11 protein-coding genes, 1 tRNA gene and 1 pseudogene are annotated in these 14460 nt (G+C 46.6%); 8 read left to right on the top strand and 5 right to left on the bottom strand.

The window, feature by feature from the left end:
• Positions 1 to 5 precede the first annotated feature (5 nt).
• The 3 genes from A1sIIB60_RS00610 to A1sIIB60_RS00600 are packed head-to-tail and all read right to left on the bottom strand — an operon-like array spanning position 6 to position 3525.
• Complete coding sequence (locus A1sIIB60_RS00610; RefSeq protein ID WP_095688794.1) at positions 6 to 1157, bottom strand: acyl-CoA dehydrogenase family protein; 1152 nt, start codon at positions 1155 to 1157, stop codon at positions 6 to 8.
• A gap of 2 nt (positions 1158 to 1159) precedes the next feature.
• Positions 1160 to 3013, bottom strand: coding sequence for a bifunctional copper resistance protein CopD/cytochrome c oxidase assembly protein (locus tag A1sIIB60_RS00605; protein WP_095688793.1), 1854 nt, complete (start codon positions 3011 to 3013; stop codon positions 1160 to 1162).
• Complete coding sequence (locus A1sIIB60_RS00600) at positions 3010 to 3525, bottom strand: copper resistance CopC family protein (RefSeq protein WP_095671778.1); 516 nt, start codon at positions 3523 to 3525, stop codon at positions 3010 to 3012. Before A1sIIB60_RS00600 ends, A1sIIB60_RS00605 begins: the two co-directional genes overlap by 4 nt.
• Before the next feature lie 118 nt (positions 3526 to 3643).
• Between A1sIIB60_RS00600 and A1sIIB60_RS00595 the strand changes: the two are divergent.
• From A1sIIB60_RS00595 to purU, 3 genes and pseudogenes are all read left to right on the top strand, one after another.
• A pseudogene (locus tag A1sIIB60_RS00595) lies at positions 3644 to 3847 on the top strand (FmdB family zinc ribbon protein); the annotation flags it as partial.
• 201 nt (positions 3848 to 4048) lie between these two features.
• Positions 4049 to 6157 (top strand): MMPL family transporter, encoded by a 2109-nt coding sequence (locus A1sIIB60_RS00590; RefSeq protein ID WP_095688792.1) that lies wholly within the window; start codon positions 4049 to 4051, stop codon positions 6155 to 6157.
• Positions 6158 to 6207: 50 nt separating this feature from the next.
• On the top strand, positions 6208 to 7047 hold the full coding sequence (gene purU / locus A1sIIB60_RS00585) for a formyltetrahydrofolate deformylase (RefSeq protein WP_095688791.1): 840 nt from the start codon (positions 6208 to 6210) through the stop codon (positions 7045 to 7047).
• A gap of 8 nt (positions 7048 to 7055) precedes the next feature.
• Here the strand turns inward: purU and A1sIIB60_RS00580 are convergent.
• Positions 7056 to 7131 (bottom strand) — tRNA-Arg (locus A1sIIB60_RS00580).
• Positions 7132 to 7235: 104 nt separating this feature from the next.
• Between A1sIIB60_RS00580 and A1sIIB60_RS00575 the strand changes: the two genes are divergently transcribed.
• The 5 genes from A1sIIB60_RS00575 (at position 7236) to A1sIIB60_RS00555 (ending at position 13123) form a co-directional block, all read left to right on the top strand.
• The gene (locus A1sIIB60_RS00575) at positions 7236 to 8477 is read left to right on the top strand and encodes a saccharopine dehydrogenase family protein (RefSeq protein ID WP_095670587.1); all 1242 of its coding nucleotides are present in this window, start codon (positions 7236 to 7238) and stop codon (positions 8475 to 8477) included.
• 14 nt (positions 8478 to 8491) lie between these two features.
• Complete coding sequence (locus A1sIIB60_RS00570) at positions 8492 to 10165, top strand: GMC family oxidoreductase N-terminal domain-containing protein (RefSeq protein WP_095688790.1); 1674 nt, start codon at positions 8492 to 8494, stop codon at positions 10163 to 10165.
• An 18-nt stretch (positions 10166 to 10183) separates the two neighbouring features.
• The gene (locus A1sIIB60_RS00565) at positions 10184 to 10948 is read left to right on the top strand and encodes an SDR family NAD(P)-dependent oxidoreductase (protein WP_095688789.1); all 765 of its coding nucleotides are present in this window, start codon (positions 10184 to 10186) and stop codon (positions 10946 to 10948) included.
• Between the two features lie 81 nt (positions 10949 to 11029).
• Positions 11030 to 11653 carry a hypothetical protein gene (locus tag A1sIIB60_RS00560; RefSeq protein ID WP_095670584.1) on the top strand — a complete coding sequence of 208 codons (624 nt, stop codon included), beginning with the start codon at positions 11030 to 11032 and terminating at the stop codon, positions 11651 to 11653.
• Positions 11654 to 11737: 84 nt separating this feature from the next.
• A complete protein-coding gene (locus A1sIIB60_RS00555) occupies positions 11738 to 13123 on the top strand; it encodes a GGDEF domain-containing protein (RefSeq protein ID WP_095688788.1) in 1386 nt (461 codons plus the stop codon).
• On the opposite strand, the gene A1sIIB60_RS00550 is transcribed toward A1sIIB60_RS00555, so the two are convergent.
• Positions 13092 to 14456, bottom strand: a complete 1365-nt coding sequence (locus A1sIIB60_RS00550; RefSeq protein WP_095688787.1) for a cryptochrome/photolyase family protein — start codon at positions 14454 to 14456, stop codon at positions 13092 to 13094. The two genes, A1sIIB60_RS00555 and A1sIIB60_RS00550, sit on opposite strands and share 32 nt — an antisense overlap.
• Between the last annotated feature and the right edge of the window lie 4 nt (positions 14457 to 14460).

Raw genomic sequence — 14460 nt, 5'->3', positions numbered from 1 at the left:
TTCAATTAACCTTTAGGTAGATTGCGCGCCATAACAATTCGCTGAATCTGATTAGTGCCTTCGTAAATTTGAGTTAACTTGGCATCACGCATCATGCGTTCGACTGGATAGTCAGAGACATAGCCATATCCGCCCAAAACCTGCACTGCATCTGTTGTTACCTTCATGGCAACATCGCTCGCGAATGTCTTGCTCGCTGCAGAGAAGAATTTTAGATCTTTATCGCCTCGTTCGCTACGAGCTGCTGCTGCATAAGTTAATTGACGAGCAGCCTCAATATTCATCGCCATATCTGCCAAGATAAATTGCACACCTTGGAAATCAAAGATCTCTTTACCAAATTGTTTACGTTCGTGTGAGTACTTGGTTGCAACATCTAACGCACCTTGTGCAATACCTAAAGCTTGCGCGGCAATGGTGATGCGAGTGTGATCTAAAGTATCCATCGCGAGTGCAAATCCTGCTCCAACTTCGCTGATGCGGCGATCATCTCCGATTGTTACGTTATCGAAATAAACTTCACGCGTTGGTGATCCGCGAAAACCCATCTTCTTTTCTGGGGCGCCAAAAGAAACTCCAGGGTCAGATTTTTCAACGATAAAGGCCGTTATTCCTTTTGATCCTTTACTTGGATCAGTTTGCGCAATAACTGTATAGAACTCAGATACGCCAGCGTTAGAGATCCATTTTTTGCTTCCATTGATTACCCAAGATCCATCTTTTAACTCTGCCTTGGTTTTAAGTGCCGATGCATCTGAGCCCGCTTCAGATTCAGAGAGGCAGTAAGAAAATCCTTTACCTTTTGCAAGCTGTGGCAGCCACTTTTCTTTCTGCGCTTTGCTTCCGCTCAGAATTAGCGGCAACGATCCAAGTTTATTAACTGCAGGGATAAGTGATGACGAACCACAAACCCGGGCAACTTCTTCAATAATAATTACTACGGCAAGTGCATCTGCACCTTCTCCACCAAATTCAGTTGGAACGTGAGCAGCGCTTAGTCCGGCTTTAAGCAGAGCATCTGCTGCTTCTTGCGGATAGCGATGGTCTTCATCTACAGCGGCGGCATGTGGTGCGATCTCATTTTCAGCAAGCGCGCGAACGCTCTCACGTAGATCGTTGTACTCAGATGGAAGTGCGTAAAGATCGTTCGCGCTCATCGTTAGCCTCTGCCTTTTCTATCTCGGTCTTGTTCTGCAAGGTTAGATAAGTATGCATTGTATTGAGCAAGTTCATCAGGTTCACCCATGGCCGCTAAGCGCGCTTCATTTCGATCAATGCGCTTGGTCTCGCGAGAGTCATCGCGCATCCATTGAATAAAAGTGGCAACCAGCGCAAGCAGGATTGGGATCTCGCCCATCGCCCATGCCACAGAACCACCAGCGTGCTGGTCTGCCAGCAAATCTAAATTCCATGGTGTTTGCAGCGAAGCAAAGTAGCCCTGATCGAGCAGAGTCGAAGTGGAAATTAGTGCGACCGCAAAGAAGGCGTGGATGCTCATAGCTGCAAAGAGAATAACTATGCGCACAATGTGTGGAACTTTTCGGGGATTTGGATCAATGCCAATTATTACGTGGAAGAAAAGAATTCCGGCAAGTAAGAAGTGAACGCTCATTACAAGATGGCCGAGATGCGACTGCATCAAATTTCCAAAGAGCGGAGTCATATATAGAACAAAGAGTGAGCCATCAAAGAGGGCCAGAGCAGAGACTGGGTTTGTGAATACCGCCGCCGGTTTTGAATGAAGCAATGCAATTAGCGTTCCACGAACTCCGCGTTCTTCACTCGTACGACCTTGTGGCAAAGTGCGCAGCGCCAAGGTAATTGGTGCTCCTAAAACGATTCCGATTGGTGCAACCATTCCGAGAAGCATGTGCGCGATCATGTGATACTCGAATGAGAACTTGGCGTAAACACCTAAGCCACCGCTTGTCGCATAATCAATTGCGCTAATTCCAAGTGCAAAGGCAACGGTTCGTCCTACTGGCCACTTATCTCCGCGGCGCGTAAGAATGATTACTCCTCTTATATAGAGTGCGACGGCAGTTACCAATACACCAATCATCAACGCATCAGGATCGTAGAGCGAGATCAAGCGCCAAAGGTTTGGAGGTGGTGGCGTTGCGATTCCAGCAACTGCCAAGCCAGGATCAAGTACAGAGCTTTCGGAACGCAAAGGTGGCTGCATCGTTGAAAGTTTTGAACCAACGAGGGTAGTTACAGCCATGATCAATACTTCAACTGAAAGTAAACGGCCCAACTGCTTTCCATCTAATTTGAGTGATCCCTTTAATTGGCGGCGGTTTAGATAGCCAAAGAAGATAAGTACTGCAGTTAATAAAATCTTTAGGAGAACTAAGCGCGCATAATCTGAACTCCAAGCGCTTTGGAAATTAAGTCTGGCCCAAGCATTTGCAGTTCCGCTTGCTGATACTGCTATCGCCGCCCATAAAGCCAGAGCGCTAAAGCGTGGCAGCGCCATTGCACGATCTTCAGCTTTTAAGAAGGTGATCGCTACTAAACCACCAACCCAGAGAGAAATTGCAACCACGTGTACAACTAAGGATCCAATCGCCAGTGCATGTGAACCGCTAGATGCAGAATGGCTTTCAAAGACTGGTGCGATGATCGCCGCCAGACTTAGCAAGAGCAGTGCGTTTGCTCCGGCAACGCCTCTGATACGAATCGCTACTGATGCAACTAGTAGCGCCAAACAGAGTTGGGCAAACATATATTTGCCGAGCGTTATCTGCGAGATAAAGGAACGCATTGAAGTTGGATCTAAAGCCCCAGATAGATCTGTTCCGAGAATAGTCGCCAATGTGGCAACTATCGAAATACCAGTTGCTATCGCCCAAGTGAGAGCCGCAATTGCAGTTATGTTTCTTAGGGCTTTGGCTCTCTCGCCAAGTTTTCCCTCAACATCATTTAAAAAGAAGGCGATGGCCAGGAGCAAACCGATTGTGGTGATGCCCGCAGCTAGGGATAAGAATTTACTTATCTCCAGTAAATTCATCGCTCGTTAAATATCTTTCGCGCATAGAGCGCAAGTGCAATCAGAACTGCAAGTGAGGCAACAAGCAGTCCGATTACAAATAAGTTTGTTCCGAAGTCGCTGCCTTCTATCTTTGCAGGCGTTGTTGGAACCACTTCTTCAGGCACGGAAATTGTTGGAGTTGAAAAGTTAAAGACGAAAGATCCTTCGAGTGGCAGATCCATTTCGGAGATAATGTTGTAAGAGACTTTATAAACACCTGACTGAGTAATTGGTTTCATTCCAACAATCAAATCGTTTCCGGCGACAGTTAAGGTGCCATCATCTACGCGACGACCGGATGGATCTGTGACAGTTACTTCATTGCCCATATCCATAGGTGTGATTTCAACAGTGATCGTCACTGCACTTGGCTCTACTTTCAGAGTCGAACCAGCGATTGGTGATGTGGCAACAAGAGAGTTAGCAAGCGCAGGCGCTGCTAGAAGAACGGTAAATCCCAGCGCTGCAATGACTGCCGCTAAACGCTTCACTTGGTAGACCTGCCTCTCAATTCGCCTCTATCGTCTCACTTCTTTAGACTTAACCACCAGCCCCTAGCCTGTGATTTGGGGCTGTGATTTAAAAGAATAAGAGAAGGAGTGATAGCGCGTGCCTACATATCAATATCAATGTTCTGCTTGCGAGCACGCCTTTGAGGCGTTCCAGAGCTTCTCTGATGAGCCCCTAACTTCCTGCCCTGAATGTAAGGGCGAAGTTAAAAAAGTTTATTCTGCAGTTGGCGTTGTATTTAAAGGATCTGGTTTCTATAAAACAGATTCAGCACCAAAACCTGCAACACCATCTAAATCTGAATAGTTGCTGAGATCAGTCGTCGTGATGAGGCGGCTTATCGCCTTTAATCTCTTCCTCGCGTCGCTTTGATTCGTTTTCATCCTCACGCGGATCGCGTTCATCTTTAGAAGATTCTGGGAACAGTTGTGACATGACGCGGTTCACCCCCTCAATACGCAATTCTCAATTGCCTAACTATGGCTAATCCTACATAGTTTGCTTGTGTTCGAACGCCTCGGTCATTTCATAGTTAAGCGCAGCAAGCGTGTTTTAATCCTCTTCACTCTCGGAATTCTCCTCGCCGGTGGCATCGGTTCACTCGCTTTCGGAAAATTGGATTCGGGTGGATATTCAGACCTCAATAGCGAATCTGCAAAAGCGGCAACATACTTATCTGAAAAGTTCAAAGTTGAAGAACCTGTTGCTATTTTAATTATTGATAGCGGTGACAAGAGCGTTGATGACGCTGCGATTTCACAACAAGCACTTGCAGTTGAGAAAGAAGTCGGGCAAATTGCTGGAATCTCAAAGACTTTATCTTTCTGGTCAACTGGTGGCGCACCTAACTTGAAATCTACTGACGGTAAAGCGGCATTTTTATTTGCCTATGCAAATACTGAGGTAGGCGACTTTGATTCGATCGGACAAATTGGTAAAGATATTCAAGCTGCTTTCGATGGTAAACGCGGAGATCTGACGATCTATGCAGCAGGTGCCGGTGTAGTTACTTATGCGATTAACCATAAAATTGAACAAGATTTGTTGCTTGCCGAATCAATCGCGATACCGCTGACTTTCTTACTACTTATCTTTGTATTTGGAGCACTCGTTGCATCAGCGATGCCGCTGGTAGTTGGAATTAGCGCAATCCTCGGCGCCTTCTTTATTATTTATCTAATTACTCTCTTTACCAATGTGAGCATTTTTGCTCTTAACTTGATCACCGGTCTAGGGCTAGGTCTTGGTATTGATTACGCCTTATTAATGGTCAATCGCTTCCGTGAAGAGTTGCACTCTGGAAAGAGCGTTGAGGACTCGGTGCGCACAACAATTAACACTGCAGGAAAGACAGTTTTCTACTCAGGACTCACAGTTCTGGTAACGCTTAGCGCGCTCTTATTCTTTCCTTTAGATTTTCTTAAGTCATTTGGCTATGCCGGAGTAAGCGTTGTTACCTTGGCAGTTCTTGGCGCGTTAATTCCGCTACCTGCAATCATGGCGCTACTTGGACACAAAATTGATAAGGGTGCTGTACGAAAAGGTGGAATAACTCCAAAAGAAGATGGTCGTTGGGCGCACACTGCGCGTAATGTCATGAAACGACCAGTGCCTGTTGTGATTGGTTCACTTCTTCTGCTCGGAGTAATGGCTGCGCCAATTACAAATATTGCATTTGCACAGGTAGATTCTCGCGTTCTGCCAGCAAGTGATCCTACTGCGATTAGTTCAGCAAAGATCACCGAACGATTTAGCGGATTTGAAGGTAGCCCCATTGAAGTTGTTATCCCAAATGGCGTCGGAAGAGAAAGCGAAGTAAATACTTTCCTTTCAACGGTCGCTAAGGTCGAAGGAATTTCACGCGTGGGTGTGATTGAAACTTACGGAAATGATTTGCGTATCCAAGTAATTCCTGGCCAATCTTCACGCACTATGGATGCTGAAAGACTAATCAAAGAGATTCGCACATTGGATAAACCTGCAGGGACTTTAATTGGTGGTGCAGCTGCCGATTTCACAGATTCACAGAGTGGAATCTCCAGAACTCTGCCGCTGGCACTTGGTTGGATCGCATTCTGGGTGATGATATTGATATTTATCTTTACCGGTTCAATTATCTTGCCGATTAAAGCGGTGTTGCTAAATGCTCTATCGCTAACTGCAACTCTTGGCGCAGTCACTTGGATTTTCATTGAAGGTCATCTCAAATGGCTTGTCGGTGATTTCACCGTTACCGGCACTTTAGACTCGGGCACCGTAATTTTGGTTGCCGTTGTTGTCTTTGGACTTTCCATGGATTACGAACTCTTCCTGCTCTCTCGCATTCGCGAAGAACATATGGCTGGCAAGAGCAATATCGAATCAGTAGCAACTGGACTGCAACGTTCTGCACGAATAATTACTGCAGCAGCGCTCCTTCTCGCAGTCGTCTTCGCTGCATTTATGACTAGCGGCGTGACATCGATCAAGATGTTGGGCTTTGGAGTTTCACTTGCCGTACTGCTAGATGCCACGCTAATTCGCGCTTTGTTAGTTCCAGCGCTGATGAGGCTCTTTGGTGAGACCAACTGGTGGGCGCCAAAGCCGCTGCGCCGCTTCACAATGACCCACTAGGACTGACCCACTAATTTCTATCTATAACCGCTAACGCGTACCCTTACGACATGGATCTCATCGCAAATCTGCAATGCGCAGACCAACCAGGCATTGTCCACGCGATGACAACTGCTGTCCTTCACTGCGGTGGCAACATAATTGAAAACCAGCAGTTCACAGATCACACAACAAATACCTTTGTGATGCGCACCCGCTTCGAAACTTCCCAAGGCTTGGCCGCTGCAGAGAAGAGTCTGGGCGAAGGGTTAGGAAAATTTTCGCCTGCGCTACATATTCGCGAGACTGCAAAGAAGCCACGCGCGCTCGTTATGGTTACTAAAGAGAGCCACTGTCTGCGCGATCTAATGTATCTCCTTGAACTCGGTGAGCTACCGATTGAAATCCCACTAGTTGTTTCAAACCGTGAAGATCTGAAGCAGTTAGTTGAATCTCATGGAATTCCATTTATGTATCTGCCAGTTGATGCCTCAAATAAAGCTGCTCAGGAGAAGGCTTTGCTCGCAAAAGTTGCAGAGTTAAAGATTGATTTCGTAGTTCTAGCGCGTTACATGCAAGTTCTATCTAACGATTTCTGCGCGGCACTTCCGGGCAAGATCATCAATATTCATCACTCGTTCTTGCCAGGATTTAAAGGCGCTAAGCCTTACCACCAAGCCCATGATCGCGGTGTAAAGATCATCGGTGCTACAGCGCACTTTGTAACTGCTGATTTAGATGAAGGTCCAATCATCGAACAAGATGTTGCACATGTAACTCATTCATCTTCACCTGAAGAATTGATCGCACTTGGTCGTGATATCGAACGTCGCGTACTTGCTAAAGCGGTAAAACTCTATGCAGAAGATCGCATCTTTATCGTTGGACATCGCACAGTTATTTTCAGTTAACTCTTAATTGGTGTCCCCGGCGGGAGTTGAACCTGCGACCTACCGCTTAGGAGGCGGTTGCTCTATCCACTGAGCTACGGGGACCTGCGTAAAAGTTATCTTCGCTTGGCAAAGGTTATCTCTACGATTAACATAGGGCTAACGCGTTCAACAACGAATCGTGTGTATTAAAGAATGAAAGGCCACCCATGAAAGCGCTCGTTATCGGCGCAGGCGGAGTTGGCAGGGCAATAGCAAATATCGCATCTCGTCGACCATTTATTACCTCAATGGTCATTGCAGATCGCCACCTGTCACGCGCCGAAGAAGCAGTAGCAAGAGTAAAAGATCCCCGATTTTCAGCTGCGGAGGTGAACGCCGCAGAGCTCGAGGATATTCGTGCACTGATTCGTAAGGCCAATCCAGATATTGTCATTAACGCCGTAGATCCGCGCTTTGTTATGCCGATCTTCTTAGCTTGTGAAATTGAAAATACAAATTACATGGATATGGCGATGTCTCTTTCTCGTCCGCATCCGCATTACCCAAATTCTGAAACTGGAGTAAAGCTCGGCGATGAACAATTCGCTCGTGACTGGAACTGGTGCGAACGCGGTATTTACGCGCTAGTCGGTATGGGTATCGAGCCAGGAATGAGCGATGTCTTTGCTAAATATGCATCTGACCATCTCTTTAGCCGAATCGATGAAGTAACTATTCTCGATGGTTCTAACTTGGTAGTTGAAGGCGCTGACTTTGCTCCATCTTTTTCAATCTGGACAACTATTGAAGAGTGTTTGAATCCGCCACTAGTTTGGGAAGATGGTCGCGGTTGGTTTACAACTGAACCATTTAGCGAGCTAGAGGTCTTTGATTTCCCTGAAGGAATCGGGCCTGTTGAGTGCGTAAACGTTGAGCACGAAGAAGTTGTTTTGATTCCGCAGAAAGTCGATGCCAAGAAAGTTAACTTCAAATACGGACTTGGCGCGCAATTCATCACGACTCTAAAGACAATTCATATGCTCGGCATGGATCGTAAAGAGACCGTTGAAGTTCAAGGCCACCCAGTTTCACCGCGCGATTTACTTGCCGCATCTCTTCCAGATCCAGCAACACTTGGTGAACGTATGCGTGGTAAAACCTGCGCTGGCACTTTAGTTAAAGGCCTTGATAAGTCAGGTAAACCATATGCGTGCTACATGTATAACGTTGTAGATAACGAATGGTCAATGGCTAATTACGGAGATCAAGCAGTTGTTTGGCAGACGGCAATAAATCCAGTTATTGCGATGGAGTTATTGCATAAAGGAACTTGGAAACCAGAAGGCGTAAACGGCCCAGAATGGTTTGATGCCAAGCCTTTCCTTGATCTACTTGAAGAGTATGGAACCAGTTGGCATATTCGTGATGAATCAACAGCTGGAATCTCAGTCGCGGAGTTAACCGTTTAAAACGGGAGGCTGCGATGGCGAAGGAATTGCAGTTCGATGTCGTAGTAATCGGATCCGGTTTTGGTGGATCCGTTACTGCGCTTCGATTGCGCGAGAAGGGTTACACCGTAGCTGTCCTTGAAGCCGGAAAGAGATTTGCAGATAAGGACTTCCCTAAGACCTCATGGCGCGTAAATAAATTTCTATTTGCGCCAGCACTCGGTTGTTTCGGAATCCAAAGAATTCATATCCTCCCCGATGTACTTGTCCTTTGTGGCGCAGGCGTTGGCGGAGGTTCACTGGTATACGCCAATACTTTGTACCAACCTGGCGATAAATACTTCCAAGATAAACAGTGGGCAGATATCACTGATTGGAAACGCGAACTCGAACCTTGGTATGAACAAGCCCGACGCATGTTGGGAGTTGAAGAGAATCCTTACTTCTCGCCATCCGATGCAGCTATGAAATCTGCGGCAACCAAGATGGGCGTTGGACAAACTTTTAAGATGGCGCCACTTGGAATTTACTTTGGAAAAGGTGAAGGCGTAGCAGCGAGTGATCCTTACTTTGGTGGCAAAGGACCGGATCGCAAAGGCTGCACAAACTGCGGTGAATGTATGACCGGTTGTCGCCATAACGCAAAGAACACTCTGCCCAAGAATTATCTGGGACTTGCTGAAGGTGCTGGTGCAAAAGTATTTCCAATGACAACTGTTACAGAATTCGAAGAGCGCAGCGATGGAAAATGGATAGTTAAAACTGAGAAGACCGGAGCTTGGGATGGTTCGCGCGGACCAACCTTTATTGCAGATCAACTTGTGGTCGCTGCCGGAACGTTTAACACTCAGAAGTTATTGCATAAGATGAAACGTAAACAATTACCGCGCATTTCGGATCGACTTGGCGCACTTTCCCGAACAAATAGTGAAGCCCTCACTGGTGCACTTATGGATAACCGGGATAACGATTTCAGTCGTGGCGCAGCGATTACCTCTTCATTCTTTCCTGATGAACATACCCATATTGAACCTGTTCGTTATGGCAAAGGAAGCAACTTCATGGGCTTGCTGCAAACGATCATGACTGATGGATTTACTGGAAAAGAAAGGCGTCGCCATTGGTTAAAGCAGTTCTTCGCTAAGCCTTCGCTGCTTTTGCGAATAATTGATGTGCGCCACTGGAGTGAGAAGACGGTCATCGCACTTGTAATGCAAGATGTTGACTCAGCGGTAACCGTAAAGGGAAAGCGCGGTTTATTTGGATTTAAATTAACTTCCAAAAACGATAGCGATAAGCCTAATGCGACTTATATTCCAGCGGCTAATCAAGCGGTGCGACATATCGCAAATGAATATGGTGGAATCGCAGGCGGGCATATTGGAGATTTAATCAGCGCACCATTTACCGCCCACTTTGTTGGCGGCTGTGTAATTGGTGCGGATGAAAAAACTGGAGTAATCGATCCCTACCACCGCGTTTATAACTACCCAACTCTTCACGTAGTCGACGGCGCTTCAATCACCGCAAATCTGGGTGTGAATCCATCGCTAACAATTACTGCGCAGGCAGAGCGCGCAATGTCATTGTGGCCAAATAAAGGTGAGGCTGATCAGCGTCCCGCACAAAACGCTCCTTACAAGTATCTTGCTCCAATACGACCTAACGATCCAGTTGTTCCGGCCAGCGCTTATGGCGCTCTTAAGTAAATTCATTGCGGAGGCGATATGAAAAAATGGGCTCTAGTAACCGGTGCAACCGCCGGAATAGGTGAAAGCTTCACTCGCTTACTAGCTGCGCAAGGATTTAATCTGGTTTTAGTCGCGCGCGATGAGGCTCGCTTGCACGAAAGAGCACAAGGGCTAAAAGATAAATTCGGCGCCGAATCAGTTGTCATCGTCGCCGATTTAGCAACCGAATCTGGTTGTGCCAAAGTTGAAGAGTTTATTAAGAATAATGAGATTGAAGTGCTGATTAATAACGCAGGCTTTGGAATTAATAAAGCCTTTACGATGAGCGACTTGGCAAAAGAAGAAGAAGTCCTCAAAGTGTTAGTACGCACGCCAATGCGGTTGATGCATGTTGCACTACCTGGAATGAAAGAACGCAATTCTGGAACGGTAATTAACGTCTCATCTGTTGCCAGCTTTATTGCAGGCGGTGCATACAGCGCATCAAAGGCTTATTTAACTGTTTTGAGCGAATCACTTCACACCGAACTTTCAGCTACCAAGATAAAAGTTTCAGCGCTCTGTCCGGGATTTACTCGTACCGAGTTTCATCAACGCGGCCGTATGAAGATGGCGGGATTGCCAGAGTTCATGTGGCTTAACTCGGATCGACTTGTTGCACAGGCTTGGAAGGATACGCAGGCAGGAAAGGCGGTCTCGGTTCCGGGATGGCAGTACAAACTCTTGGTGGGTTTCATCACTCTGGCTCCACGACCACTCGTTCGCAGGGTCGGAATGAATTTGCGAGTCAAACAACGCTAATTCACATGCTTTTCTCCGCTTGCATCCCCGATATGCAAGCACTCATTGGCTAAAATGACCTCATCATCAATGGAGGTTTTCATGTTTCGTAAGGCCATCGTCGTAGCTGGAGCCACCGCTCTCGTACTCGCATCTATCACTGCAGTACCAGCAAGTGCTGCAACCAAGGTCAGCAATGGCGTTGCTTGTAAAAAGGCTGGCCAAACCACAAAGGTAAGCGGTTCTTCATACCGTTGTGCCAAGAACCCATTGGTCAAGAATTCAAAGCTAACTTGGTTGTCGCTAGATTGCCTTAACACAGCAAATACTTATAACAAGGCCGTTGCAAATTTGCCAAAGATCAAAGCTGCGACAGATGAAACTGTTGCAAAGCTAGATGCAGATATGGCCAAGCAAGCGATCGAAACTGAGAAAGCCAATAAATTGATCCCTGAATATCAGGCGAAGATTGCAACGATCAACACTGCGCTAACTGCGCTGCGAGCAGATACTGCAAATCTAACTAAGAACAAGGCGACTATCGATAAGTATGCCGCAGCGGTTCGTAGCTATGAAGCAGCGATTAAGGCCTACTCAACTGTTGGTAAGCAGGGTGATCGCAGTGAGCGAGCAAAAGAACAAGCTCTCAGCCAATATGAGAGCTCGAAGACCGATATTGAGACCACACTTGGTATGGCCAAGTTGATCTGCAGCAAGGGTTTCTAACTCTTTTTAATTCAGCCGTTTGATTGAGCAAACCTTAGGTTAGCCCTATTCGTTTTGTTTAATCGCGCGCCTTAACTTACGTGGGTGCGCACCCATCTAATCTGGAAGTGGTTCGCTCCGGCAATTCTGGTCGGACATACCACCGCCAAAATTCTGCAGATAAATGCTGGAATAGTTCTAGATCTAGTTCTCTTTAACTTGGTTATCGTTGCCGCGATTGTTTCGTTGGTTCGTGCACCGCTACATAGCGATCCATTTGCGATCTCTTTTTCCGCGCTAGCAGTTGCTTCATGGGGAATCGGTTCGCTCTATTCAAGTCTTGCTCAATTCCTTAACTTCAACGCTAATTCGCTGCTCTTTTCAAACATTGCATATTCCCTCTTCTACCCTTTCGCCTTCCTCGCAATTCCCCGCATACTGAGTCGAAGACAGCGGCTGCGTTTACTTGAGCTGCTAGATGCAGCGATCTTTGGATTGGGCTTAAGTTCAATAGTTACTGCGTTGATTCTCATTCAATTCATCTCAAATATTCCTGGGGATAGCACGAGCGCTTTCTTTGCAGTCTTATATCCAGTCTGCGATATCGCTTTGGTGGTTATCGCGATTGTTAGCGCAGTTGTCTCTGGATTTTCAAATAGATCAGCGCTTTTGATATCTGGAGTTACGATTTTTGCAATCACTGATTTCTATTTTCTCTGGGCGCAAATTACTAATTCCTACCAATTTGGACAGATCAGCGATAACGGTTGGTTGCTTGGGATAACAATAATCACGATCTCGTTTTGGGCGGCACCAAATAATCTGCAGCCGGAAACGAAGATCCATCCAGCGCTAATTGCAGTATCAATCTTTATCAGCCCGGCGCTGCTCTCTGCAATTGCACTTCGCCCGGATTACTTCCCGATCTATGTTGTTATTCCAACTATCGGTACGTTGTTTATGGCCTTTATAAGAATGACTCTAGTGATCAGGCAAGCCAGTAATTTAGGCGAAGAGAAGATCTTGGCGCGCACCGATGAGTTAACGGGATTACCAAATCGCCGCCGTTTGGTTGCTGAAATCAGCGCGCTAAGTGGCGTGGAAGGTGCGCTACTTTTATTGGATCTAGATGGATTTAAACCAGTTAACGATCAATATGGCCATGAGATGGGCGATCAAATTCTGCGACAAGTTGCGATGCGCTTTAGTCGGTCGCTTCCAACGGGATCTGTGCTGGCAAGACTTGGCGGGGATGAGTTTGGAGTAATCGTGCTTGGTAGCCCCGATACAACTTTAGAAGTTGCACATGCGCTGCGAGCAACGTTGAGTTATCCATTTACCGTTGGGGGAAATCAAATCTCAATTAGCGTAAGTATCGGACATGTCAGAAACGATAAGAACGGTGATTTACTGCAACGGGCTGATGCTGCAATGTATGAAGCAAAGCGCAGCGGTGTGGCTATTGTGGAGGCAGCGGCTTATCAGCCTTAATTTCCTTAAGTCTTTCTAGAGATTCCAGACGTTCGGCTGCGTGATCAACAATTCGTTCTGCATAACCCTTGGAATATCCATCTAAGTAAAGCCATGGCTCGTGTATCTCTGCCGCAGATAAATGAGCTAGCTCAGGAACATATTTGCGAATGTAATCGCCGTTTTCATCAAAACGTCGACCTTGTTCGATGGGATTAAAAACGCGGTAATAAGGTGAAGCATCGGTGCCGGTGCCGGCAGTCCACTGCCATCCGTGGGCATTTGATGCGGGATCAAAATCAACTAAATGTTCGGCAAAGAAACGTTCCCCAAGTTGCCACTCAAGGTGCAGATCTTTAACTAAGAAAGATGCCACGACCATGCGAGTGCGGTTGTGCATCCAACCTTCTTGAACCAACTGACGCATCGCGGCATCAACAAATGGATAACCAGTTTTTCCTTCACACCAAGCTTTAAATTGTTTGCCGGGTTTGTCGTAACGCATCGCCTTAAATTGTGGTGCGTAGTAATCGGTATCGGTGTGCGGGTTGTTAAAGAGAACATCGGCATAAAACTCGCGCCAAGCAATCTCTTTACGGAAAGTATCGTGCGCCTTGGAATCGCCTAAGTTTTGGATCAAAGTACGCGGATGGATCTCGCCAAACTTTAAGTAGGTACTCATCTTGGATGTGCCATCAATTCCAGCAAAGTTGCGGTTTTCGTCGTAACTATCGAGGCCTTTCTTAACAAACTCTTTAAAGCGAGCAAGTGCTGCCGCTTCTCCCGCTTGAATAACCTCCACGCCTTCTGGCATCGGAAAATCAGGAAAAGCACGGTACTTAGCAGGTGGAGTTAGAGCTTTAATCTCTTTCGGAGTCTTGGCAGGTGCGCGCCAACCATGAACACACCAAGCGCGATAGAACGGTGTGTAAACGCGATACGGAGTTCCATCACTCGGCTTAACAACACGACCCGGTGCAACTGCGTAAGGACTTCCGGTGCGAATTAAATTAATGCCCGCTTTTTCAACACGTAGATCGCGTTCTGCGCCATAGCGTTCATACTCAGTTGAGATGTGAACTTCGGTGACACCGTAAAGTTCAATTAGTTCTTTTAAGACTTCAACTTGATCGCCTTCGATGATGTACAACTTATTGCCGAGTGATTCATCGAGTGCGCGAAGTGATTGACCCATGTAGGCAAGGAGTTTTGAGCCAGCTTCAGCGATCTGAGTTTTATCAAGGATGAAGACAGGAATTATTTCATCGCTATTTTCAATCGCTGCAACTAAAGCAGGGTGATCAGAAATACGCAGATCCCGTCGAAACCAAACAATGTTTCGACGTGTAGCCATAACT

Origin of the sequence: Candidatus Planktophila lacus, assembly GCF_002288385.1 — a bacterium.
GTDB classification, from domain to species: Bacteria; Actinomycetota; Actinomycetes; order Nanopelagicales; family Nanopelagicaceae; genus Planktophila; species Planktophila lacus_D.
This window is presented reverse-complemented; position numbering and strand designations above follow the sequence as displayed.